The organism is Actinopolymorpha rutila, assembly GCF_013407855.1.
In the GTDB taxonomy this organism is placed as follows: domain Bacteria; phylum Actinomycetota; class Actinomycetes; order Propionibacteriales; family Actinopolymorphaceae; genus Actinopolymorpha; species Actinopolymorpha rutila.
Window position 1 is genome coordinate 3,861,687 of the sequence record NZ_JACBZH010000001.1, and the last position, 23,178, is coordinate 3,884,864.

At 70.1% G+C, this 23,178-nt stretch carries 20 protein-coding genes; 5 read left to right on the plus strand and 15 right to left on the minus strand.

Annotation, left to right across the window (positions count from 1 at the left end; genetic code table 11):
- Positions 1-8 precede the first annotated feature (8 nt).
- The 7 genes from F4554_RS17275 to cysS all read right to left on the minus strand — a co-directional run bounded on the left by F4554_RS17275 (position 9) and on the right by cysS (position 10,525).
- Entirely contained in the window at positions 9-893 is an 885-nt protein-coding gene (locus tag F4554_RS17275; protein ID WP_179788494.1) for a sugar phosphate isomerase/epimerase family protein, read from the minus strand.
- Positions 890-2,212, minus strand: coding sequence for an ROK family protein (locus F4554_RS17280; RefSeq protein WP_202889324.1), 1,323 nt, complete (start codon positions 2,210-2,212; stop codon positions 890-892). Before F4554_RS17280 ends, F4554_RS17275 begins: the two co-directional genes overlap by 4 nt.
- A 166-nt stretch (positions 2,213-2,378) precedes the next feature.
- On the minus strand, positions 2,379-3,338 hold the full coding sequence (locus F4554_RS17285; RefSeq protein WP_202889325.1) for an acetoacetate decarboxylase family protein: 960 nt from the start codon (positions 3,336-3,338) through the stop codon (positions 2,379-2,381).
- A complete protein-coding gene (locus tag F4554_RS17290) occupies positions 3,335-4,399 on the minus strand; it encodes an alpha/beta fold hydrolase (RefSeq protein WP_179788496.1) in 1,065 nt (354 codons plus the stop codon). Before F4554_RS17290 ends, F4554_RS17285 begins: the two co-directional genes overlap by 4 nt.
- On the minus strand, positions 4,396-6,189 hold the full coding sequence (locus F4554_RS17295) for a metallophosphoesterase family protein (RefSeq protein ID WP_179788498.1): 1,794 nt from the start codon (positions 6,187-6,189) through the stop codon (positions 4,396-4,398). Before F4554_RS17295 ends, F4554_RS17290 begins: the two co-directional genes overlap by 4 nt.
- Positions 6,186-8,609 (minus strand): GMC oxidoreductase, encoded by a 2,424-nt coding sequence (locus F4554_RS17300; RefSeq protein ID WP_179788500.1) that lies wholly within the window; start codon positions 8,607-8,609, stop codon positions 6,186-6,188. The genes F4554_RS17295 and F4554_RS17300 overlap by 4 nt, the downstream gene beginning before the upstream one ends.
- Before the next feature lie 476 nt (positions 8,610-9,085).
- Positions 9,086-10,525, minus strand: a complete 1,440-nt coding sequence (gene cysS / locus F4554_RS17305) for a cysteine--tRNA ligase (protein ID WP_179788502.1) — start codon at positions 10,523-10,525, stop codon at positions 9,086-9,088.
- Between the two features lie 135 nt (positions 10,526-10,660).
- Between cysS and F4554_RS33095 the strand changes: the two genes are divergently transcribed.
- A complete protein-coding gene (locus F4554_RS33095; protein WP_272955883.1) occupies positions 10,661-10,792 on the plus strand; it encodes a hypothetical protein in 132 nt (43 codons plus the stop codon).
- Here F4554_RS33095 and F4554_RS17310 read toward each other — a convergent pair.
- The 4 genes from F4554_RS17310 to F4554_RS17325 form a co-directional block, all read right to left on the minus strand.
- Complete coding sequence (locus tag F4554_RS17310; RefSeq protein WP_179788504.1) at positions 10,786-11,685, minus strand: NAD-dependent epimerase/dehydratase family protein; 900 nt, start codon at positions 11,683-11,685, stop codon at positions 10,786-10,788. The genes F4554_RS33095 and F4554_RS17310 overlap by 7 nt on opposite strands.
- Before the next feature lie 33 nt (positions 11,686-11,718).
- Positions 11,719-12,696 carry an aldo/keto reductase gene (locus F4554_RS17315; protein WP_179788506.1) on the minus strand — a complete coding sequence of 326 codons (978 nt, stop codon included), beginning with the start codon at positions 12,694-12,696 and terminating at the stop codon, positions 11,719-11,721.
- Positions 12,697-12,701: 5 nt separating this feature from the next.
- Positions 12,702-13,622 carry an aldo/keto reductase gene (locus F4554_RS17320; protein ID WP_179788508.1) on the minus strand — a complete coding sequence of 307 codons (921 nt, stop codon included), beginning with the start codon at positions 13,620-13,622 and terminating at the stop codon, positions 12,702-12,704.
- 155 nt (positions 13,623-13,777) lie between these two features.
- The gene (locus F4554_RS17325; RefSeq protein WP_179788510.1) at positions 13,778-14,641 is read right to left on the minus strand and encodes an NAD-dependent epimerase/dehydratase family protein; all 864 of its coding nucleotides are present in this window, start codon (positions 14,639-14,641) and stop codon (positions 13,778-13,780) included.
- 169 nt (positions 14,642-14,810) lie between these two features.
- On the opposite strand from F4554_RS17325, the gene F4554_RS17330 reads away from it, so the two are divergent.
- A complete protein-coding gene (locus F4554_RS17330; RefSeq protein WP_179788512.1) occupies positions 14,811-15,320 on the plus strand; it encodes a hypothetical protein in 510 nt (169 codons plus the stop codon).
- A 201-nt stretch (positions 15,321-15,521) separates the two neighbouring features.
- The gene (locus tag F4554_RS17335) at positions 15,522-16,475 is read left to right on the plus strand and encodes a hypothetical protein (protein ID WP_179788514.1); all 954 of its coding nucleotides are present in this window, start codon (positions 15,522-15,524) and stop codon (positions 16,473-16,475) included.
- Here the strand turns inward: F4554_RS17335 and F4554_RS17340 are convergent.
- Positions 16,445-17,371 (minus strand): aminoglycoside phosphotransferase family protein, encoded by a 927-nt coding sequence (locus F4554_RS17340; RefSeq protein ID WP_179788516.1) that lies wholly within the window; start codon positions 17,369-17,371, stop codon positions 16,445-16,447. The genes F4554_RS17335 and F4554_RS17340 overlap by 31 nt on opposite strands.
- A gap of 129 nt (positions 17,372-17,500) precedes the next feature.
- Between F4554_RS17340 and F4554_RS17345 the strand changes: the two genes are divergently transcribed.
- A complete protein-coding gene (locus F4554_RS17345; RefSeq protein WP_179788518.1) occupies positions 17,501-18,553 on the plus strand; it encodes an aminoglycoside phosphotransferase/kinase family protein in 1,053 nt (350 codons plus the stop codon).
- 54 nt (positions 18,554-18,607) lie between these two features.
- Here F4554_RS17345 and F4554_RS17350 read toward each other — a convergent pair whose 3' ends face one another.
- Positions 18,608-20,161: an alkaline phosphatase D family protein gene (locus F4554_RS17350; protein WP_179788520.1), complete on the minus strand. Its 1,554-nt coding sequence runs from the start codon at positions 20,159-20,161 to the stop codon at positions 18,608-18,610.
- Between the two features lie 233 nt (positions 20,162-20,394).
- Positions 20,395-21,177, minus strand: a complete 783-nt coding sequence (locus tag F4554_RS17355; protein ID WP_179788522.1) for an ElyC/SanA/YdcF family protein — start codon at positions 21,175-21,177, stop codon at positions 20,395-20,397.
- A 94-nt stretch (positions 21,178-21,271) separates the two neighbouring features.
- Here F4554_RS17355 and F4554_RS17360 point away from each other — a divergent pair, with 94 nt between their 5' ends.
- Positions 21,272-22,276, plus strand: a complete 1,005-nt coding sequence (locus F4554_RS17360; RefSeq protein ID WP_179788524.1) for an acetamidase/formamidase family protein — start codon at positions 21,272-21,274, stop codon at positions 22,274-22,276.
- Here F4554_RS17360 and F4554_RS17365 read toward each other — a convergent pair.
- Entirely contained in the window at positions 22,265-23,167 is a 903-nt protein-coding gene (locus F4554_RS17365; RefSeq protein WP_179788526.1) for a LysR family transcriptional regulator, read from the minus strand. The genes F4554_RS17360 and F4554_RS17365 overlap by 12 nt on opposite strands.
- Positions 23,168-23,178: the final 11 nt, after the last annotated feature.

Consider the following 23,178-nt stretch of genomic DNA (forward strand, 5'->3'; position numbering starts at 1 on the left):
CGGTTGGTTCAGGCCTCGGCGTAGATGCGCTTGGCGTTGGCGATGCCTCGGCTGCAGCCGATCAGGCAGTCCTCGTGGCCCTCGAACTCGATCGAGGCGAAACCGTCGTAGCCGGACTCCTTGATCGACTTCGCGACGCTCCAGGTGTCCAGGTCGCCGTTGCCGACGATCGCACCGCGGAGGTACTTGCCGCCCCTGCTGCGGAACCAGCCCTCACCGGGGTTGCGGCCGGCCGGCCGGACGTAGAAGTCCTTGAAATGAACGATCATGGCGTACGGCAGGTTGGACGGGACCGCGACCGCCGGGTCTTCGTCGACGCAGAGGAAGTTTCCGATGTCCAACGTGGTCTTGAAGTTGGGCTCGTCGACGGCGTGCACGATCCGGCGTACGCGGTCGCTGCTCTGCACGAAGAAGCCGTGGTTCTCCAGGCTGGTGGTGACGCCCTTCGTCGCGGCGTACTGCGCGATCTCCTTTGCTGCCTTGACGATCTTCGGCAGCGCGGCCTCGAAGGCCGGCGTGTCGTCGCCCTGGATCCCGGCATGTGCGACCACGTCGTGGCGCATCAGCTTGATACCCAGCCGTTCGATCAGGTCGATGTGGGCCTTGACCCGCTTCACCTCGGCCGCGTTCTCGGCGTCGTCGCCGAGGAAGCTCGCGCCGATCGCCATGTTGGACAACGTGACGCCGCGGTTGGCCGCGTGCTCGACGAGCTTGTCGACGAACGCCGGGTCGGAGTCGGTGTTGGGAACCGGGCTGTCGGAGCCCGCGTAGATCGAGGCCAGTTCGAGGTGCTCGCCTTCGCTGTCGGCGATCCAGTCGATGACGTCGAAGAGGGTCATCTCCCCCGTGCTGAGCCGCTGGTGGAAGCTGTAGGAACTGAATCCGAACTTCATCTGGACATCCTTCTCGTCGATCGGGCGGGAACAGCGGGTGCTGCCTGTGCTGCCGGAACGGCTGGTGCGTGGGACCTTACGTCGGACAGGAGTACGTCGGAGATGGCGTCGTCGGCGACCGCGTCGTCGGGCCCGACCCCCTTGGACGGCGGGCCGTCGAACGTGCCGGGCCAGCGATGCCAACGGGTGGGCACGCGGGGAACTCCGAGGATCTGCGCGGAGTGGACCTCGAAGGTGGACCCGAGGGCGCCGCAGAGGGTTCCGCTGGACTTCAGCAACGAGGTGGTGATCGCGGGCTTCTCGTCGGTCATCAGCATGTGGTGGACGGCCTCGGTCAGCGGAGCGAGCAGGTCGTCGCCGGCCCGGGACAGTCCACCACCGATGACGATCAGCGCCGGGTCGACGGTCAGCGCGATGGTCGCGATCATCGGCGCGATCTCGGCGCAGAACTCGCTGATCTCGGCCGCGGCCCGCCGATCTCCGGCCCGCGCCCTGGCGAACACCTGCTCTGCCGTACGCCCGCTACGCCACTGCAGCCGGCCGCGCCTGGAGGACTCGGTCCAGCGCATCCCACGCAGGCTTCCCAGCTCGCCGGCCAACCGGTGCCGGCCCTGGAGGATGGCGCCGTTCATGATCAGCGCGGTCGAGATCCGGTGGCCGATCTGCCAGAAGATCAGGTCGTCGTCGCGATCGGCGCCGGACTCCGGCTCGGGTCCGACCGCCGGCTCGGCCCGCAGCCGCTGCTCGGCCAGGGCGGCCAGCTTGATGTCGTTCTCGACCAGCACCGGGCAGTCCCAGGCAGCCGAGAGCCGGGCCGCGGGGTCGACGCCGATCCAGTCCGGCACCGCCAGGCTCTGGGTGATCCTGCCGTCGCGGTCGAGGATTCCGGGTACGCCGAGCCCGGCGGCGCGCAGGTCGGCGAGGCCGGCCCCCGAGGCGCGGACCGCCTGCCGGACGGTGGTTCGGACGACCCGGAGCCGGCCGTTGCCGTCGATCCCGGCGGGCACGTCGGTCTCCGCCCGGCCCACGATGTCACCGGCCAGATCGGCGATCCGGACCCGGACGCTGCCGCTGCCGATGTCGATCCCGGCGACCCGGCCGGCGTCGGCGGTGAACGCGTACGCGCGCGCGGGCCGGCCGGCTCCCGCACCGCGCTGCGGCTTGGCCGGCCGAACCGGCCCCGTCTGGAGCAGGTCACCGACGACCGCGTCGACGGTCGGGCGCGCGAGCCGGGTCGCGGTCGCGAGCTCGGCGATGGTCAGCGGGCGCTGCTGGTCACGCAACGCCGCGAGGCAGGCCGCCGCGTTGGCGCGTCGCACGGCCGCCCCGGCCGGATCCTGGATGGACAGGTGAACTCCGTACAAATCACGAAAGAAATTATGAAACCCGGTTACCTAATTGGACCCTAGGCGTCCCCTGCGCACCGGGTCAACCCTGTTTACGCGGGATCCGGGCGATACGACCGGGGCCGGTCAACCTCCGAGGTCAGACCTTCGCCACCGGCGCCGGCGGCCAGTCCTCGGACAGCCCGAGGTCGACGACGCTCGCCAGCCCTTCGGGCCGCTCACGAACACGATGCTTCGACGTGAGGAACCATGACTCCACGTGGTCGTCGAGCAACCCACTGACCGAGGGAAGGAACGCCGTGAAAAGCGGGCGCCGGCTGATCCCCAGGTCGTGCAACTGCCGGACCCCGGGCGCGTGCCCGAGCCGGAGGCTGCCGCTCGCGCGCGGCGCCACCGCGATGTAGGCGTCGCTGGTGAAGTACAGGGTGGACCGCATCAGCATGCCGCGGAACGGCGCGTAGGCGACGGCCGCCGCCTGAAGTGGAAGCGGCCCGAACGACGGCCGGTCGATCTCCACCCGAGCGGCGAGCAGGCCGTCACTGTCGTACTGCGCGGCGACCGTCCGGTCGGTGACCTCGAAGCTCAGCGGCGCCCGGTGCTTCGGCATGCCCCAGATGCCCTTGCCGCCCTTGACCGAGATCTCGGTGGACACCGGCAGGTCCAGGATGTAGAGCCCGGTGCCGAACCGTCCGCGCAGCAGGCCGGGCAGAAGCCGCGGCGCCGGGCGGACGCCGTGCGTGCACATGATGCCGATGGAGTACTCGATGTAGCGTCCGATGTCGGTGTGCTGGTAGCTGATGACCGTGATGAGGAGCAGTCCCCGGCCGTTGGCGAGCCGCAACGGGTGAAGCTCGTTTCCGGGCAGCTTCTCCTTCGCGGCGTCGCCGTCGACGGAGAACGCCGCCATCAGGGCCGGTGCGTCCCGGGAGTCGACGGGCATGACGAAGGGCACGCCGTCGACGAGTGCGTGGCGACCGGCGATGCGCCACTGGCGTCGCGGCACGGGCGACGGCATGAGGCGGAACGCCATACCGGTCGCGCGACGAAGCAACGAGCCGTTGACATGATCGAGCACAGGGCCGAACACAGGACCGTTCATCGGGCGAGCTCCTCGAGGATGAGTGGATAGGTGTCCCGGGCCGAGTTCTGGCCGATGAACACGTCCAGATGTCCGTAGCCGGGCAGGATGTGCAGGGCGTCCTTGCCGGGGCGGTGCCTGGCGAAGAAGTCGTAGGAGTGGCGCTGGCTCGCGGGCAGGAAACACCGGTTGTCCTCCCCCGCGACGAACACGAAGCGCGCGTCGGTCCGGGGCGCCTCGGCCACGTACGAGTCCGGAAGCCCGGGGTGGGAACTCACCGGCACGAGGTGGCCGGCGTTCACCGACCGGCGCATCTGTGCGAAGAAGGTGAGCGGCACATCGCCGAACTCGCCGCGGATCCACTGGTGGGTGGCCTCGTCGAGGTTCCGGTGTGACCAGAGGGCGGGAGAGCCCGCCCCGTACACGAAGGACACCATCCGGCAGACGGTGTTGCGGCACTCGTGGTGGGTGGCGCGTACGAGATCACGCACCACGTGTGCGAACGGGCCGACGGGACGGTCACCCCAGGCGGGCGACACGTGGCTCGCGAACCGCGAGACGACCGGCGCCAGGAACCGGATCTTGAAGCAGGCCCATTTCGGGATCACCGGGTGCAGGGACACCGCGTTGGAGACGATCGTGTCGACCTCGGGCACCAGACCGGACACCGCCGCGATCGTGAACGACGTCGAGCCCTGGCAGTGGACGACAGCCTTCGTCCGGTCCCGCCCGGTGAGCCGGCACACCTCCCGCACCGCGGCCGGGTGGTCGTAGGCGGCGGCGTCGTCCAGCGTCCAGGAGAGCGGAGGGAGGTCGATGGAGGCGCGCCAGTTTAGCAGCCACACGTCCCAGCCCGCGGCCAGGAGAGCGTCGACGAACGTGCGTTCCAGCGGCGGGCGGAACAGCTCCGCACGCACTCCCGAGCCGTGCACGACGAGCACCGGCCCCCGCCGTGCGGTGCGCCCCGAACCCTCCTCGGCCTCCACGTGCACCAGAGTCAGCGGCACGCCGTCGAGCGCCCTGAACGGATGGATGGTGGTGTGGTGGCGGCCGGCGGCGGCCGTCGCTTCGGTGACCGTCATCGGCGCTCCCTCCGGGGAACGCTCCGGGTGGCGTCGCGGGGACCGTTGCGGGGAATGCGGAACGGCGGCTCGGCGAGCCTGGGAACGGGCGGTTCGCCGACGGGGGCGATCCAGGCCGCGCTCGGCTCGGCGTCGGGGGTCGCCTTCCACGTACGGCAGACCCGGTCGACGACCACCGGGTGCACGGTGAGCGTCCCGTCACGACCGATGTGCATTCGCAGGAACCCCTTGTGGTCCTCGATGCCACGGCCGGAGAAGATCCATCCGCGAGCGACGGGCAGGTCGTGGTGAACGAGCAGCCAGGCGGCGAACAGTTCGACGCCGGCGATGCCGGCCACGACCGCGGCCGCGGCGAGGGCGGCCATCGCCACGACCAGGCCCACCACCCCTCCGGGCAACGGGACCGCCGCGAGCCCGGCGAGCAGAACCAGTGCGAGGACGACCTCGGCCACGGCGAGCGTCACCGGCGGTCTGGCGACGAAGGGACGTCGCCCGCGCACCAGGGCGAACGCCACGTCGACGGCCACCGCGGCCGCGACGACGAGCCCGATGCGCAGGCCGAGGCCCAGCACGTCGCCGACGTCACCAGTACGCAGGGCCGCCACCGGTGGCAGCCGGGTCGTCAGGGCCAAGGCGGCGACGAGCAGCACGAGCAGTCCGCCCTGCAGGGCTGTGGCGAGCCCGGCCAGGCCGGTGTTGCGCCACGGGATGCCCCACACCTGCCGGCCGAGGCGGCGCGAGGTCTCCTGGTCCGGGTACGCCGTGTCCGCCAGGTCCATGGTCAGGGACTCGGACCTCTCGCGCGCTCGCGACCGGGCCGGCGGAACCTCCAACGACGCGGGCATTCCGTGGGTCGCCGACAGGTACGCGCCACCCAGCCCGCACGTGACCATCTGCCGTGACCCGTCCCGCTCGGCGTACCGCACGTAGTGGTGACTGTCGCCCGACACCCACAGCCGCACCTGCGCGCCCGAGTCGCCGAGCAGGTGGCGCTGGAGGTAGTCGAGGGTGCCGAACGCGTCGGGATCGGTCGCGGTGTCCACCCAGCTCGGCTTGCCGGTGGCCACGACGACGCCATCGCCCGGCCGGAGCCGCGGCCGGACCTGCTCGGCGAAGAACCGCAACTGCGGCTCGTCCACGTATCCCCCGAGTTGGATGTCGACGCCGACGAGCCACCCCCGCTGCGGCAGCCGGACGGCGAAGTACGACCGGGGCTGGCTGGTCTGCCAGCCGCCGATCGCCCGGCCCTGGCAGAACACCCGCAGGAACGAGGTCAGCCCGTCGTACCAGTCGTGGTTGCCGGGAAGGGCCAGCAGGACCGGGGAATCCTCGCCGGGGCCGGTGGGCTCGGGCAGTGCCGCCCGGTAGGGGCCCTTCGTACGGTCCTCGTACTCGCGGGTGGACGCCGTCGGGTACACCTCGTCGCCGCCCATGAGCAGGAGTGCCGACCGAGGCAGCGTCACGGTGCCACCGTTGCCTTTGCCATTGCCGTTCGCGGGCTCGACCTCGAGCTTGTCGTGGGCGAGCAACCACGCGATCGTGTACGTCGCGTCGAAGCCGTCGCCGAGGTCGGCGACGAAGTCCAGCCACAGCTCGTCGGCTTCCGGGCGGCAGGCCAGCAGTGGCTGGTCGAAGGTGCCCTGCAGCTCACGCTTGTCGGCGTACGCCCCGAACATCTCCGAGATCACCAGCTTGATCGCGGTGTGCCACAGCTCCCGCGGCGACAGCCATCGCACGGGCTCTCTCCTGGCGAAACCCAGAGCGGACTCGGTGAGGTCGGCCGGCCTCATCGACGTTCCTCCGAACCTTCGCGGACAGCACCTTCCCGCACAGCACCTTCGTGCACGGCATCTCGCGCCCTCGACCCGTACACGGACCACAGCTCGCCGAGGAACAGCCGGCCGAACGCCACCAGCGCCCTCGGCCCATCCGGCCCGCGGGTGCGGAACGTCGTGAGCTGGCGGAGGAAGTCCTGCGGCTCGATGACGATGACCCCGGCGCCGAGAACGCCGGCCGCGGCGTCGCCGTCAGCATCGACGTGGCCGCCCAGAAGTCTGACGTACAGCGTGGTCGTGTCGGGCCAGACGTCGGCACCGGGGTCGTCGTGCACGTCCTTGCGCCCGACAAGGGTCACCGGGTTGCCGCCGCCGTCGGTGAACCACAGTCGGTAGCGCATCGCCCGGCGGCCGGCGTCGCCGTCGGTGGTGAACAGGTTGAACACTCCCCGGCTCACCGGACGTCTTCCGCCGAGCAGGTCGCAGTCGACCCAGCCCTCCGCGGAGCCTTCGTGGGCGGCGTCGGTGACGAACCGGTGTACGTCGTCCGTGGTGATGGTGAGGCGGAACATCAACCGGTCTCCGCGGGCGCGGCCGAGCTGTGCACCCTCCTCGGGATCGGTGACGCCGAGCGCGACGAACCCCTTCATCTCCTCGGTGAACGACAGCGACGTGACGTCGTGGGCGGGACGTCTTTGGGTGGGTACCCGCTGCGCCGGGAGGGGCGCGGAGTAGTCGCGCGCAGCACGGGTGGAGAGCAACCGGTCACACGCGCGGTCGGCGAGGGCGGCGATGGTGAAGGAGGGGTTGGGCCCGACCGGGCCGGGCATGAGCGAGCCGTCCGCGACGGCCATCCCGGGGTACCCGAACACCTGCCCGTTCGCGTCGCACACTCCTTCACCGGGATGGTCCGCCATCGGCGCCCCTCCGACCGGGTGCACGGTGATGACGCGCTTCCCCCACCACAGCGGGTTGTCGGCGAAACCTCCGCCCGCGGCGTCGGCGATCGCGCGCATGGTGTCCCGCATGCGGGTGAAGTACTCCTCGGACGTGGCGAGCGTCCACGTCGACTCCAGGTAGCCACGGTCCAGGAACAGCTTCCCGTCGGGCACGTCCCGCCCCATGCCGATCAGCGGCAGCGTCGCCGCGGAGGTGTCACCCGACCCCAGGAGCGCGGCGACCTCGGCGCTGATCCCCGTCTTCGGTGAGTGGCCCAGCCGCGCGCGCAGTCGGTCGAAGGCGAACCGAAGCGTCCGTCCCAGCGAACGATCCGCTCGGGTGGTCTCGACCAGCCAGTCGGCGAAGCCGGGATAGCCGGCATCCTCCACGTAGTAGCCGCGACCGGCGCCACCGTCCACGGTGTCCGGCACGCGGATGGCGCTGGTGATGACCGGACCGCGGCTGCCTTCCAGGCGCTCGGGACGACCCCCCTCGCGCGCGTGTTTCACGAACGTGAGCAGGTCGCCGTTGCCCGAGAACCGCGTACCGAGCGCCCCGCTCAGCCCGGGGAACGCCGCGCGGTTGCGCAGCAGCAGGTAGGTGGTCCCGAACGTCCCCGCGGCGAGTACGAGCTTGTCGCAGGTGATGGTGTGCAACGGCAACCGGTCGGTGCGGGTGCGCCGCCCCTCCCGGCTCGGCTCGTGCACGACGTACCGGACCTCGTACCCTCCATCCGCCCGTGGGGACAGACCGCGCACCTCGCACCGGGTGCGAAGGTCTGCGCCGTGATGCTGCGCGGCGGACAGGAAGGTGTGGTCGAGGGTGTTCTTCGCGCCGTCGTTGCAGCCGATGTCGCACTCCCCGCAGAGCCGGCAGGTACGCCGTGGCAGACCGTGCAGGTTGCCGTACTCGGGGGTGGGGATCTGTGCGCCCACCACCGGCGTCTCCCCCGGCTCCGGAGCGAACGACACCGCCAGCGGCGGCAACTGCCAGTCGAGGTCAAGACGCTTCGCGGCGCGGCGCATCGCCTGCGTCTTTCCCGTGCCGTCGTAGCCGCCGGCGTCGATCGGGAAGCGCTGCGGCCGGAGCATCCGCTCCACGCTGTCGTAGTGGGGGTCGAGTTCGGTGCGGGTGACCGGCCACGACTCGTAGCCGCCACCGGGGATCGGTGACTCGTGCACGAACCAGCGTTCGTCCTTGCGGAGCAGCACGTTCGCGTAGATCAGCGAGCCACCGCCAAGGCCCGCGGACACCACCGCCTCGATCCCGCGGAAGGTCCACACGTCGAACAAGCCCTGAAGTCCCTCGCTGGGATCCCAGAAGGCACGGGAGAAATCCGCCGGAGAGCGAGGAAACGAGCCGGGCGGATAGGCCTTGCCTCGTTCGAGTACGACCACCCGCAGACCCGCCTCGGCGAGCCTGAACGCAGAGACCGACCCGCCGAATCCCGACCCGATCACCACCGCGTCGACGTGCTCGGAATCGGCCTTGGCCATGGCGCCACCCCCCGAATCGCGCGCCCGCACACGAGGTGCCGATATCGCACCCACCGGTTCGCCGGCTCGTCACGATGCTCGCCAGGCAAGCCTGCGTTGACAGTCGTTCGGGGGACAGACCTCTGGCCGGCACGAGGCGAAGGAGCATGTGCCGCAGAAGGACAAGACTGCCTGCTCGCGGAGTCCAGGCGATATGGCATCTTTGGCGGTCGCGGGTGTTCTGCCTCGCATCACCGCTGTCGCTTCTCACAGTGTGGCCCACGAAAACAGCTGGCGGTAATCGTGCGCTAGGTGAGGTTTGGTGGTGTCGCGCGGGTACTCATGGGTTCCGAAGGTTGATCACCACCAGCACTGCCACTGATCGCCTCACCATCCGTCGGATGGTCAGGTGAGAAGGGAGGATAGGAGACGCGACTGCGCACCGGCCAGCCAATTTCTCGTACCCAACCGAGCAGGACGAACGAGAATCGGAACGCCTACGCCGAACGGCGCCGGGCCCTGGGGCCGTCCGGGGTGTCGGTGATCTCGATGCCCGCGGCGGAGAGTTCGTCGCGGATCGCGTCCGCGGTGGCGAAGTCGCGGGCCGCCCTCGCTGCCTGACGCTCGGCCAGGCGCGCCGCCACCGCCGGATCGCCGGAGACTTCGCCGGCAGCATCTGGCTCGGATGCCGTGGCCAGGCCGAACCCCAGCACCCGGTCGAAGTCGGCCAGTAGGCCCCAACGTTCGAAGGCGGTGAGTTCGGGATCCCGGGTGACCGCGGACGCGATCGACAGTGCGCGGGACGAGTTGAGGTCGTCGGTCAGGGCCGCCCAGAACGCGTCGCGAAGCTCTCCGGCTCGCCCACCGGCCGCGGGTGCGACCGCATCCCCGCCCACCGCGTCGCGAGCCACCACCGCGTGGTGGACCAGGCGCCGGAGGGCGGTGCCGGCGGCAGCGACGGCGTCGAAGGTGAAGGTCTGCTGCTGGCGGTAGTGGGCCTGGAAGGTGAAGTACCGGAACGCGAGCGGGTCGATCCCGCGTTCGGTCAGTGAGTCCACCACCAGCACGTGGCCCCTGCTCTTGGACATCTTCAGCCCGGCCAGGTCGAGGAACTCGCTGTGCACCCAGAACGCCACCCAGGGATGCACGTCGAGCGCGCACTCGCTCTGGGCGATCTCGTTGGAGTGGTGCACCCGAACGTGGTCGACACCACCGGTGTGGATGTCGATCTGCTCGCCAAGGTAGCGGGTCGCCATGGCGGAGCACTCGATGTGCCAGCCGGGAAAGCCGACGCCCCAAGGAGAATCCCATTCCTGCAGGCGTTTGCCACTGCCCGGGCTGAACTTCCACAGGGCGAAGTCCGCGGGGTGGCGCTTGTCGGCGAGGTGCCTGACCCTCCCGGTGGCCGCCAGGTCGTCGAGGGCGATGCCCGCGAACTCGGCGTACCGGGGAAAGGCCGTCACGTCGAAGTACACCCCGTCCTCGATCACGTAGGTGAGCCCGCGATCCACGAGAGTCGCCACCATGGCGATCTGATCGTCGATGTGCTCACCGGCCCGGGGAACGATGTCGGGTTCGAGGCAGCCGAGGCGGCGCCGGTCGGTGACCCACTGGTCGGTCCAGCGCCCGGTGATCTCCTTCACGGACGTGCCCGCCTCGAAGGCGGCGGCCTCGACCTTGTCCTCACCCTCGTCGGCGTCGCTCGTCAGGTGGCCGACGTCGGTGATGTTGGTGACGTACGTGACCTCCCGGCCCGACGCGAGCAGCACCCGGCGCAGCAGGTCGGGGGTGAGCTGGCTGCGCATGTTGCCGAGGTGCTGCGGCCTGTAGACGGTCGGGCCGCAGGTGTACATCCCGACCCGGCCGGGTTCCGACGGTTCGAACGGCCGCACCGCTCGATGGCGGGTGTCGTACAGCTGAAGTGCCGGGATCGTCACCGGCCGATCATCACACACTCCGCCGGCCGGTCCCGTGATGAGCGCAGTGACGATTCGGTGAGCGTGTGACTCCCTAGGCGCCCAGGACGGGTGATCGAGTAGTTAGCATCTCGAAGTATTAGTCTCGCCGGGTCCTTGTCCTTCGAACTCGCGGGAGTTCTGCAACTGGTCAACGCCGCGCTGTTCCACCACTACTTCGCCGACCACGACCGCCGCCCTCCCGAGACCGAGCCGGCGGCTGAACCGGAGCCGTCACAGCGTCAGTAGGGGCAGGTGGCGGCGTGGACCGCGTCCGGTCCGCCGGCGGCGTCCAGCCCCCGCAGCTCGTCCAGGAACGTCCCGAAGTGGCGGGTCGGCTTGTAGCCGATCGCGGCGCCGGGTCCCTCGTCGCCACCGGCCACCACCGAGGGCCGGCGGCGCAGGTCGATCGCGTACCGCTCGATGAGGTCGCGTGAGCCCGGGAACACCCGCTCACAGGCGGCGAGAGGGTCGTCCTCCCAGTCGCGCACCTGCTCCTCCGAATAGACGTTGGGTCGTACGGCGTCGACCACCAGGCCTTCGGGATCCGCACCGCCGGGGAGGTTCGGCCCCAGGTGCTCGACCGCCGCCTCGACGTATCCGAGGACGTCCTCCCGGTCGACCCCGCCGTACAGCAGGCGTGCGCCGTAGCGGTTGAGGTAGTCGTCACCCCAGGGCGTGAAGTCGTGCGGCCGGATCGCGACGTAACGCAAGCCGTGGTTGCGCCGGTGGTATTCGCACAGCTCCTCACCGACCTGCTTGGTGAAGCCGTACTTGCCGTAGTGGTCGTGCCAGGACTGCGAGGACAGGAACACCAGCCTGTGAATGCCGGCCGAACGCGCCGCCTGCAGTGCCCAGAACGTGCCGTCGACGTTCAGCCGCCAGAAGTCGGCCTCGGTCTTGGACCTGGAGTGGATGCCGTGCCAGGCGGGCAGATGGAGCAGTACGTCGCAGCCCTGCGCGGCCCCTTCGAGCCCAAACCCGGCCTGGATGTCGCACTGCACGAACGGCAGGCCGGCGTACGGGGCTGCGTCCGGAAGCAGCTCGAGGTCGGACAGCACAAGATCGTGCCCGGCGGCGCGCAGCCTCGGCACGATTCCCTTTCCGACGTTGCTGCCTGCGCCCGTCACCAGAATCCGCATGGTGGTTCCTTCCTTGCGTGGCCGACTTCTGGGCTAGCGTCCGAGTGCGGACTCCACCGCCGCCATCTCCTCCGCCGACAGCGGACCGTGCCGCAGAGCACCGGCGTTCTCGCGGGCCTGCGCGACCGTACGGCAGCCGGGGATCGGCACGAACGCCGCACTGCGGGCCAGCAGCCAGCACAGTGCGCCCTGGGCGAGAGTGCGCCCGTTGGACGTGAGCACCTCGCGGACCCGGCCGACCGCCGCGAGCGTGTCGGCCTGGTTTCCCCGGAAGTCCCAGCCGTGGCGTACGTCGTCGGCGGCGAACTTCGTGTCCCCGCTCATCTTCCCCGACAGAACACCCATGCCGAGCGGGCCGCGGACGATGCTGGCAAGGCCGTTCGCCTCACAGACCCCGAGCGTCTCGGCGTTGCCACCGAGCACGTTGAACGCCTGCTGGATCGCCGCGCAGTGCGGGCTGCCAGCGAACAACGCGGCGCGTCCGGGATCGTCAGTGCTCCAGCCGAACGAACGGATCTTGCCCTCGTCGACCAGGTCCTCCAGGACCGCCAGCACGTCCTCCGCGGCGGCCGGGTCGCAACCACCGAGGTGGAACTGCAGCAGGTCGATGACGTCGGTCTCCAGGCGACGCAGGCTCGCCTCACACGCGGTGCGGACGTACGCGGGAGAGTCGTCGGTGCCCGGTGACTCCCGCCGCTCCTCGTCGTAGGTGAACCCGAACTTCGTGGCCACCACCACACCTTCGCGCCGACCACGCAGGGCCCGGGCCAGCACGCGCTCGCTGTGCCCGCAGCCATACACGTCGGCGGTGTCGAAGAAGGTGACGCCCTCGTCGAGCGCGGCACGGATCGCGGCGACCGACTCCTCGTCGTCGACCTCGCCCCAGCCGATCGGTTCCCCGTTACGGCTGTGCGGCCCACCGATCGCCCAGCAGCCGAAGCCGATCGCGCTGACCTCGAGTCCGGACCGCCCGAGCGCCCGGCGCTGGGTGGAGAGTGCCTTCTCGGTCATCGGTGTCAGCCCTTCTCCGGGGACTCGCCCGCCTCGTCGAGACGTCGCTTGGCCTCTTCGTAAACGTCGTCGGCGAGCGCACCCGCCGCAGCCGCCCTGACGTTCTCCGCGAGGTGCGCGGGGTTCAGCGTGCCGACGATGATCGTGTCGACGCCGGGATGGCTGAGCGTGAACCGCAGCTGCCACTGCGTACGGCTCTCGCCCTCGTCGAGGAGCTCGTCCAGCTTCGCGCGTTCCCAGATGTCCCACCGGTCGGCCGAGCCCAGACCCGCGCCGGGCTCTCCTCGCGCCACTCCGCCGCGGATGATCGTGCCGGCACCTGCCGCGTGCGCCTTCGTGATGAGGTCCTCGTGACGTCGTTCGAGTGCGGAGTAGGGGATCTGGAACGCGTCGAAGACACCCCAGTCGATGTACGTACCGAGATCGGGCGACGTCGACGACGCACCGATGAACCGCGCCTTGCCCGAGGCCTGGATCTCGCGCAGGGTGTCGACGAGCTTGTGCTCCTCGGCGAGGGCGACCGAGGGGTTGTGCAACTGCAGGAGGTCGACCTGGTCCGTACCGAGCTTGTACAGGCTGTCGTCGATGTTGCCCAGCAGGTGCTTTCGGTCCCACTGGTGCGGGGTCTCGTCGTGGTCGCCGGCCGGGATCATCGAGCAACCGCACTTCGTCGCGAGGACGTACTCGTTCCGGCGCTCGGAGATGAAGCGGCCGATGTAGGCCTCACTCCTGCCGTAGTCGTTCGCGGTGTCGACGAACGTGATCCCGGCGTCCAGAACAGCCCCGAGAATGTCCCGCGCCTGCTCGTCGCGGACCGGCCGACCACCCCAGATCCGTTCGCCACGTACTTCCATGGCGCCGAATCCCAGCCTGGTGACCTCCAGGCCCGTGGAGCCCAGCTTCCGAGTGGCAAGCGTGCCGGCCATGATTCTCCTTCGCCCGCTGTCGTCAGTCGTTGCCAGTGCGTCGTCGTACGGTCCGCCCTGTCGAGGCCGGCCAAGTCATCAGCCTGGCCGGGGCGGCCGACCGATGTCCAATAGCCAGCCATGCTCGACCCGAGCGGCCATCCTGCTGAATCGGCTCAGTCGGGTGTCTGCCCGGGGGCCCACAACGACGTCACGTCCTCCCCGCGAGCGTCGCGGCGCCGGAGATCGGCCAGGAAGTCGGTGATCCCGTAGCCGGGCCGCCAGCCGAGCACCCGGTCTGCCTCGGTGAGGTCGTGCTGCTCCACCTGGGTGGGCAACTCGATCTCGTACCGATCAAGCAACTCCGCCGAGCCGGGCACCTGCTCGTCGCACCACGCCCTGCCACGACCGGTGAAATCCTCGGCGACGGCAGCCGGCATGCCGTGGTCGGTGTGCACGATCGAGCGAAAGACGTCCACCTTGTGCTCCAGGACTCCGTGCAGAGCCGCGACGGTGGCCGACGCCACGTCACGCCGGTCCACACCGTTGCGCAACAACATCGCACCCCAGGCGAGATAGGGCTTGGGTACGAAGTCGTGGTAGCGGAGCAGTGCGACGGAGGCGCCCGTGGTCTCGTGGTGCATGCGCCACAGATCCTCGCCGATCACCTTCGTCACGCCGTAGACGCCGCCCCACCCGTAGGCCATCGACGACGCGAAGACCACCGACGAGACGCCGTGAGCGCGACAGGCCTGCACGACGTTGAACGTCCCGTCCACGTTGACGGCGAAGATCGTCTCGTCACTGACCGGAGGCTGGTGCGCACAGTGCCACGCCGCCAGATGGACCACCGCGTCACATCCGCGCACTGCCCGGTCCACGTCGGCCGGGGTCCGCGTGTCACAACGAACGAACTCCGCGTCACCAAGATCGTGATCCGCCGGGGGTGCGACGTCGGCCATGCGGACGTCGAAGCCGGCCTTCAGGGCAAGCCGCGCCACAGCGCTGCCGGCGTTACCCGAGGCGCCCGTGATCAACACCCGGCGTCCTTGCTGTGTACCTGTCATGAGCGAAGCCTCTCAGTGCCGTCGCGCCCGGTGCGCCGGGGTCTCAAAGCCGCAGTGCATTTTCTCGACCTGCCCTGAACCGTTGCCTCACGTGGCCCGTGATACCGGCACATCACTGCCGTACCGAGGAACGGAGACAACGATGAAACGACGCCTGGCTCTCCTGGTCGCGAGCGTGCTCGCCGTGTTCCTGGTTCTTCCCATGGCGGCCGCCAGCGCGGGCGGCGGCAGGAAACTCCTGTCCTTCGACGAGCTGGCTCCTGTCACCGAGCCGTACACCGGGGCGGGTAACGCCATCCGAGGCGTACCCGGAGGTGGTCTGCCGTGGGAGATCGGATCCACCCACGGTGACTTGCGGAGCGACGGCAGACTGCAGGTCCGCGTCGAAGGGCTGGTCCTCGCCCGCCGCGCCCCCGTACCCGTCGAACGACAGGGCACCAACCCGGCCCCGGCGTTCAAGGCTGTCGTCAGCTGCCTGTCCACCAGTCAGGGTGTCGCCACCACCGTGAACCTCGCGACCGCGAGCGCCCCCGCCACACCCGATGGTGACGCCACCATCAAGGACCGCATCGACCTCCCCTCCCCATGCATCGCCCCGATCGTCTTCGTCACCTCGCCCGACGGGGCCTGGTTCGCCGTCACCGGCCAGTGAGCCGGCGCGACCGTGTCGCGGGTAGCCGGGGAACGCCGCCACCGGCGCCGAGGATGGCCGGTCTTGGCAGGGCAGTCTCGGACGCGAAACACTCAACCGTCCACTCGGCCGAAGTAGCCTGCGGCCGCTGGAACTGATGTTGCGAGCGCGACGCGGCGGAACGACACGCGAGGGTCGCGCCAGGTCGTGAGGAGGCGGCGCATGCGTCCATCCGAGTCGAACCCGGGGCCGAACCCGAGAAGGTTTCCCCGGCGCACTGTCCTCACCGCCGGCGGGCTGATCCTTGCGTCGGGCGCAGGTACGCTCGCCGCCGCCGGTCCTGCGACCGCCCTCCAGACGACGCCCACACCCGCCGGTCCGCCCGACACCGACGAGGCGCTGGTCTGGCGCGCCCGGGGCCCACTCGCCGGCTACGGCATCGACCCCGAGTGCGATCCCGGCGGTACGACCGACCTGCCGTGCGGCACCGAGGACGTCGCCATCACCTCCACCGCGGACTACAGCGAGGTCACCGCAAACCCACGCGGCATCACGACCTTCGTCAACGCTATCGGCCGGATCAAGTTCGGCGACAGGACGCCCGACCACCGCCCGATCAGCCTGGCGACGTACCACTACGCCTACTCGATCCGGCTACCGCTCGTGCCCTCCCCCAGCTCCGCGCCGCACCTTCCGGAGCAGACCCACCAGATGATCCAGCTCTGGGACGGCTCCAGCCGACTCTGGAACGCCGACCAGCACACGCTGGAAGCCGCGACGTTCTGGAAGCTCAACCCCTGGGACCCCAGCTTCGGCAAGATCTTCGCCTACACCATGGTCGACGGACACCTCGCCGCCCACGACACCGGCATCGTCCTCCCGCCGGACACCGACTGGCATCGCTTCGAGGTGGTGGCCGACCTCGCCCGTCAGACCTACGTCAGCCTTGCCGTCGACGGCCGCTGGCATCCGCTGACCGACCTTCCGCTCGCCTCGATCCACCACCCAGACTGGGGTCCCGACCTCACGCTGGTCCTCACCGCCGAATCCGAGAACGCCTGGCCGGGCACCAACCCGATCGTCACTCAGTGGACGACGCAGTACAGGGATCCGCAGCTCTCCCGGCTGCGGCACCCCTCCGCCGGTCACCCGAGCAGCTCAGCGGTCTCGAGATAGGGGCGAGCCATCTCGTCGGCACCGAAGCTGAGCGCGTACAGCCCGGTCGACACCCGTTGGAGGAATCCCCATTCCCAGATGGCCGTCTCGTCGAGACCGGTGTGGCCCGCCAGCAGCGCGCAGTAGCGGCGCGCCAGGGCGGGTGCGTCTCCGGCGAGGAGTTGCGAACTCCAGTCGCGCAGGACGACACCGAGGTCGTACGTCGGATCCGCGAGGAAGCCGTCCGGGTCCACGAAGACGAAGCCGGACTCCGCACCTGGCCTCGGTGTGAGCACCCGCAGAGTGTTGGCGGGATGCGGATCGCCGTGCGCCACGACACACCGGTCGAGGTCGAACGCGCCCGCCCGCCGCTCGGCGTAGGTCAGGGCCCGCTTCACGACGCGTTCGGAGCACGGGTGGTTGAGCCGCTCCCACAGGGTGCCGACGAGTTCGATCAGCCCCAGGGCCGGGTCGACGCTCGGTCCCGTGGGCCGCGGCACCTGCCAGGCCTGGCGAAGGGTCGCGCACAGGGTCGCGATCTTGTCCTCGGGACAGATGTCGACCTCCTCCAGCGGCTGGCCGAGCGCCTCCATCAACATCGCGTGCCGGTCGACGTCGTGGGCAATTACGCGGACGTACCCGTGTCCGTTCGCCTCGACGATGGTGCGTACCTGGCCGGCGAAGTCGAATTCGGGGATCGCGATCTTGAGAACGGCGTCCTGACCGTCCGCTGTGCGCACCCGGGTGACGTGGGACGCGGTGCCGCCGGACAGCGGCGAGCCGATCGTGATCGACCACCTGCGGGCAAGATCGTCGACGAGACCGGGGAGTCCCGCCAGCCACGCCTCCCCCTGGGGGCCGAGGGCCGCGGCCTTGCGGCGCACCACGTCCTGCACCTGGATCACCCGGTCGGTCACGGCGCCGATGCTCCCACACCGACCGCACCGACCACCGGCCACCGGCCACCGGCCACACCGAGCCGAGAGGCGTGCTCACCGATGGCGGCACGCCATGCAGCCTCGTCGACGGGATGGGATGCTCCCGGGGTGGCAAGCTCCGACAGCGCATCCTCCTCCGGCCGCGACGACGTGGCGGATCGGACCACCGACACCGAACGCGCCGTTCACGGTACGGAGTCGGTGGCCGAGTTGCGGGCGTTCCTGAACTCCTACGCCTGCGAACACCTCGCTAGCCCCATCCGGAAGGTCCGGTTCCGTGCTGGGCGCATCGACGCCGTGTGGGGAGTCGACCTGGACGACGGGCGGTCTGTGGTGATCAAGGGCCACCGTGCACCGGTGGACCACGAGGCGGCCGACGCCACCGACGCCATCGCCGCCGCGAGAGATGCCCAGCGGGTCCTCGCCGCGGCCGGCTTTCCGTGTCCGGAACCCCTGTCGGGCCCCGACAAGTTCGGCGGACGGGTCCTCACCGTGGAGACTCTGCTCGCCGGCGCGGTTCCGGACGGACGCGACCCTGCCAACCGCCGGCTGCTGGCCGCTGGTCTCGCCCGGCACATCGACCTGCTGCGGGCCCGGCCCGATCTCCTGCAGCGAGTGGGAGCGGGGCCGTCGTGGTGCCAGTACCAGGCCGGCCCGTGGCCCGTACCCCACGATTCGATCGTGAACTTCGACGTCACGCCCGCCGGCTACGACTGGCTTGACGCGTACGCGCGGCGTGCGTCCGACCGGATCCTCACCTGCCGCGACGGCGCGGAGGTGGTCGTGGGGCACGCCGACTGGTACGCCGGCAACGCCGCCGTCCACGAGGGAGTGCTCGTCGGCACCTTCGACTGGGAACTCGTCGCCGACACCGAGGCCGTCATCGCCGGCTTCGCCGCCGCCTGTTACGCCGCGAGCTCCACCAGTGGGGGCGGCCTGTCCTCACCCGACGAAGCGACGGCGTTCCTGCAGGACTACGAGGCTGCCCGCGGAGTCGGCCTCACCGGCGGCGAACGACGTACGGCATCCGCGGCAGCCGCCTGGATCGTCGCGTTCAACGCCCGCTGGGAGCTCGCCATGTCGACCGGCAGGGGCGAGGAGGGCCCCAACCTGTCGCTGCTGCGAGAGCACGGGCAGCACTACCTCGACCTGACCTGGTAGCGCAGCGAACCCAGAGGACGCGAACGAACGTCGGCCGTTCTCCTCCCGTCCCGATCACAGGCGCCGGACCGACCCGACGGGCGCGCCCGCTTCGACTCGCCACCGATCGAACACGGACACCGTGCCGTCGGGTCGCTCGACCTGGTTGCCGAGCACGTACGCGGTCGTCCACGACGTCGCGTCGACCGTGCAGTCGAGGTATCCGCGGTAGGAGCTGAGCTGGCCCGCATCGCCGTAGACATACTCGGCGCGGAACGCACCCGGGTCGGTGTAGCGCGTGAAATCAGTGCTGCTGTTGCTCGTCAGGGGCGGCCCCACGAACTCCGTGGCCACCAGCACCGAGCTCTCGCTCTGCCGCTGACGCACCATGGTGACGATGCCGCGGTGCACATCCCCGCTGAGCACGACAGGGTTGAACGCGCGGCGACCGCGGGCGGCGAGCCGGGCAGCCAACGCGTCGGTGAGCGCCGACCGGTCCGCCTCGTAGCCGGTCCACTTGTCCGCCGCGCCGGGAAAGCCCGGGAACCAGGAAAGCGGGACACCGGAACCGATCGCCGTCCAGGTCGAGCGCGAGCCCGCGACCTTGTCCAGCAGCCACGCCATCTGGTCCTCGCCGAGGATCGTGCTGGTCGGCGTCCGCCACTGACGGTCGTCGACGAGCAGCAGATCGAGGTGGCGTCCCCAGCGCACCTGCCGCTGGAGGACAAGATGACCGCGACCGGAGGATGCGTCGTGGACCGGCGGGCCGCCGCGCAGGGGCATGTTCTCCCAGAACACCTGCAGGGCGTTGCTGAACCGCTGCCGGTCCGACTCGCTCAGGTTCGGGTCGCCGCCGAGGACGTTGTCGAAGAACTCGTGGTCGTCCGGGACGACGTAGACAGGAAAGCGAGCGTGGAGCGCGAGCAGGGCATCCCGCGACTTGTACTGCCCGTAGCGACGGCGGTAGTCGTCGAGAGAGACGACGCCGCGGGCGGGGATGTGCCCCGGCCGCCCGAACTCGTAGATGTAGTCACCGAGGAAGACGACGAAGTCGAGGTCGTTCCGGCGTGCGATGTCGTCGTCGCCGTTGAAGTAGAAGACGCCACTGCCGGGCTTGGCCAGGTTCTCGCAACTGACGACGGCGAACCTCGCGTCGGTGTCGGCCGACGGCACCGGAGCCGTGCGGGTCAGGCCCACCGGGCTGATCCAGTCGCCGACGAGGAACCGGTACGCGTAGGAAGTGTCCGGGTGCAGACCCGGCACGTCGACGTGCACCGACCAGCCGTACGCCGCCTCGGCCTGAGCGGTGCCTGCCGCGACGAGGTCGCCGGACCGCAGGCCGTCCGTCGTCCTGGCCACCTGCCACCTGACGGGGACCGACCCGATGCCGTCCATGCCCTGGCCGACCGCGGTGGGCGCCAGGGCGAGACGGGTCCAGATGACGACCGCATCCGGTAGCGCGTCGCCGGAGGCGACGCCGACGGTGAACGGTGTCGTCACGAACGTGGGCGAGTCGGGAGTCTCGGCCGACGCGGGGCCCGGAAGGGCGAGCCCTCCGGCGATCGCGGCCGCCGCCGCGCCGGTGACCTGAAGGAGTGTGCGACGGCGGACGAGGTGCGGTGTGCTCATGACCTGCCTTCACGTTGCGACGTTCGTTGCTCCTGGACACTTTCGGCGGCGAGTGCGACCCGTCGGCACCCACCCGGCGAACGAGCCGTGACACAGCGCTCAACGTTCGCTGCCGGCGAGGGCCGCTGGGACAGGGTGTTGCCATCACACGGCCCAGGTAGTGTCCTACGTTTCGCCTGCGGGTCAGCCCTGAACGACCTGTCATGGCCGCTGGCGGCCGTGCCTCGAGCCCTTCAGGCTCTCCACCGTGGATCGGCTCGTCGAACGCCGTACTCGCCGGTGTTCTGCAGCAGGGTGAACGCGCGCTGAACGTCGTCCGGTATGTCGACGTGGGAAATGAAGTCGCGACCGGAAGGCCCGTACCCGTCGGCGTCGTCTCGCATGCGCGGGATCTCACCCATCAGGAGCGACACGTAGCGTTCGACGTCCCACATCCCGTCCGGCGCCGACTCGTACTCCACGGCACCGGAACCGTCGACCTCGCGCACCCTCGTCTGGTGCGAGGCGAAGCTCACCAGCGCCGTGGTCGGCGGAACGTGCCGGCGAAAGCCGGCGTCCATGCGCTGCTGCATGGTGGCGTCCTGAACCAGCACGATCCGGTCGTGCCTGACACCGCGCGCGTCCAGCAGGGCCAGAGCGTTGGTCACGTTGTTACCGCAGTTGGTGGACTTCTCCTCGAGGGCGTCCACCGCGAGCCCGTGGTGCTCGCGCAGGTACCGATCGAAGAGTGCGGCTTCGGTCAGAGCGTCGACGTCCGGCCATCCCGTGCGTTCGCGCATCTCCCGCCGCAGCGCGTCGGTGCTGTGCCCCTCGCCACCGACGATCAGGTAGAAGGCGGCGACCTCCGCCCGGATGGCGTCCGCGAACACGCCCGCGCCGGCCAGGATGCTGCCGCCGAACAGGATCGCGACGTCGGCTCGAGCACCGACCAGACCAGGAGTCAGCGCTTCGACGTCGCGCCGCGCGCAGAACCGGACCAGAGCGTTGATGCTCTCCGCAGCCGAGCCACCTCGCATAGCCCGAGCCTACGACGGGCAAGGACACCGTCTCCTACTATGGGCCGGTCGCCAGCGGGCGGCTCGACGGACCATGTGGAAGGAGACCACGATTATGGACGCGGTCGAGTACACCCCCACCTTCGACCAGTATGCCTGGACGTTCGGCGGCGCGGAGCCGGCCCTACGGGTCCGTCCGGGTACGGCCATGCGGCTGTGGACCGAGGACGCCTACTCCGGCCGGATCCGGCAGTCCACCGACCTGCCGTCGGCCTGCGTGGACATCAACTTCATCAACCCGCAGACCGGTCCCTTCTACGTCGAGGGCGCAGAACCCGGTGACACCCTCGTACTGCACTTCGTCGACCTCGAGCCGGCTCGCGACTGGGGCGTCTCGACGACGATCCCCTTCTTCGGCGGGCTGACCGGCACCGACCGCACGGCACTGCTGCAGGAACCACTGCCCGAGGTCACCTGGGTCTACCACCTCGACGCTGCCAAGCGCTCCTTGACATTCGAGGCCGCGCGCAGCGACTTCCGCCTCGACCTGCCGCTCGAGCCCATGCTGGGCACCGTCGGCGTGGCACCGGGCGGCCGTGAGGCACGCTCCTCTCTCGTACCCGAACGCTTCGGCGGCAACATGGACACCCCCGAGATGCGCGCCGGCGCCACCTGCTACCTCGGCGTCAACGTGCCGGGTGCGTTGTTCTCGGTGGGCGACGGCCACTACCGCCAGGGCGAGGGTGAGGCGTGCGGGACCGCGGTCGAGGGCGCCATGAACGTCACCCTGATCGTCGACCTGATCAAGGGCGGCGCCCCGGTGTGGCCGCGAATCGAACACGACGACGCGATCATCGCCGTCGGGTCGAGCCGTCCGCTCGAGGACGCCTGGCGGATCGCGCAGGTCGAGATGGTGCAGTGGCTGGGCCAGCTCTACGGCCTGGACCGGATGGACGCCTACCAGTTGCTCAGCCAGACGGCGAAGGCGCCGATCGCCAACGTCGTCGACACCAACTACTCCTCTGTGGTCAAGATCCCGAAGGGACTCCTTCCGGCGTCGGCGGCGTACGACGGCATCCACCGGCACCTGCGGGAGTCCGCCGCTGCCCTACGCGCGTAGCTGGGGGCCGAGCTCCGCTACCACTGCCTGGACGGCCGGGCTGGCGTCGGCACTGCGCCGCCACGCGGCGTGAACCTCCCGCTGCGGCGGCCGCCTCAGCACCTTCGAGACGAGGCCCTCGCCCAGAGGCGGCCGGGCGAGGCGAGGGATCAGCGCGACGACTTCGCCCGAGGCGACCAGCGTCAACTGGGTGGCGAAATCGTCGACCAGGTGGCGTACGTCCGGCTCCTCGGGTACGTCCGCGACCAGACGCCGGAACCACTGGTGGCACACCGTGCCCGGCGGGCTGGTCACCCACGCGTGGCCGGCCAGGTCGCCGGCTGTCAGGGGCCGGTCGACCCGCGCCAGGCGATGCGCCCGACCGACCACGAGGTCGCCGACGTCTGTGTGTACGTGGCGCTGGGTCAGGGATGGTGGCAGAGGTGCCGGCAGTCCGTCGGCGTCGTGGACGAGGGCCAGGTCGGCTGTTCCGGCATCGACGCTGTGGAGGGCGTCGTCGGGGTCTCGCTCGTCGACGTGCACGCGGAGGTCCGGACAGCGCTTCGACAGTCGCGACATGGCGGGCGCGAGCAACCCGCGAATGGCAGTGGAGAAGGCAACCACGCGGAGGGCACCGCGCGGCTCGCCCTCCGCGACGGAGCGGGCGGCTTCGGCGCAGCGTTCGAGCGCCTGGAACACCTCGGGTGCCGAGTCGACGATGGCCTGCCCGGCCGGAGTGAGCACGACGCCACGTCCCGCCGGTGCCAGGACGGGCACGCCCACCTGGCGTTCCAGCTTCTTGATCTGCTGCGACACCGCCGAGGCCGTGTAGCCGAGTTCCTCGGCCGCCCGCGCCAGCGTCCCGAGCGCGGCCACCGCCCGCAGGGCCCGCAATGCTCCCACTTCGACCATGAAGAAATGCT

Bases quoted from the DNA above. Each gene is read 5' to 3' on its own strand.
- F4554_RS17365 (WP_179788526.1), bottom strand. From the start codon at position 23,167: ATGGTCGAAGTGGGAGCATTGCGGGCCCTGCGGGCGGTGGCCGCGCTC.
- F4554_RS17315 (WP_179788506.1), bottom strand. From the start codon at position 12,696: ATGACCGAGAAGGCACTCTCCACCCAGCGCCGGGCGCTCGGGCGGTCC.
- F4554_RS17300 (WP_179788500.1), bottom strand. From the start codon at position 8,609: ATGGCCAAGGCCGATTCCGAGCACGTCGACGCGGTGGTGATCGGGTCG.
- F4554_RS17290 (WP_179788496.1), bottom strand. From the start codon at position 4,399: ATGACGGTCACCGAAGCGACGGCCGCCGCCGGCCGCCACCACACCACC.
- F4554_RS17295 (WP_179788498.1), bottom strand. From the start codon at position 6,189: ATGAGGCCGGCCGACCTCACCGAGTCCGCTCTGGGTTTCGCCAGGAGA.
- F4554_RS17275 (WP_179788494.1), bottom strand. From the start codon at position 893: ATGAAGTTCGGATTCAGTTCCTACAGCTTCCACCAGCGGCTCAGCACG.
- F4554_RS17360 (WP_179788524.1), top strand. From the start codon at position 21,272: ATGGACGCGGTCGAGTACACCCCCACCTTCGACCAGTATGCCTGGACG.
- F4554_RS17350 (WP_179788520.1), bottom strand. From the start codon at position 20,161: ATGAGCACACCGCACCTCGTCCGCCGTCGCACACTCCTTCAGGTCACC.
- F4554_RS17285 (WP_202889325.1), bottom strand. From the start codon at position 3,338: ATGAACGGTCCTGTGTTCGGCCCTGTGCTCGATCATGTCAACGGCTCG.
- F4554_RS17310 (WP_179788504.1), bottom strand. From the start codon at position 11,685: ATGCGGATTCTGGTGACGGGCGCAGGCAGCAACGTCGGAAAGGGAATC.
- F4554_RS17330 (WP_179788512.1), top strand. From the start codon at position 14,811: ATGAAACGACGCCTGGCTCTCCTGGTCGCGAGCGTGCTCGCCGTGTTC.
- F4554_RS17320 (WP_179788508.1), bottom strand. From the start codon at position 13,622: ATGGCCGGCACGCTTGCCACTCGGAAGCTGGGCTCCACGGGCCTGGAG.
- F4554_RS17355 (WP_179788522.1), bottom strand. From the start codon at position 21,177: ATGCGAGGTGGCTCGGCTGCGGAGAGCATCAACGCTCTGGTCCGGTTC.
- F4554_RS17335 (WP_179788514.1), top strand. From the start codon at position 15,522: ATGCGTCCATCCGAGTCGAACCCGGGGCCGAACCCGAGAAGGTTTCCC.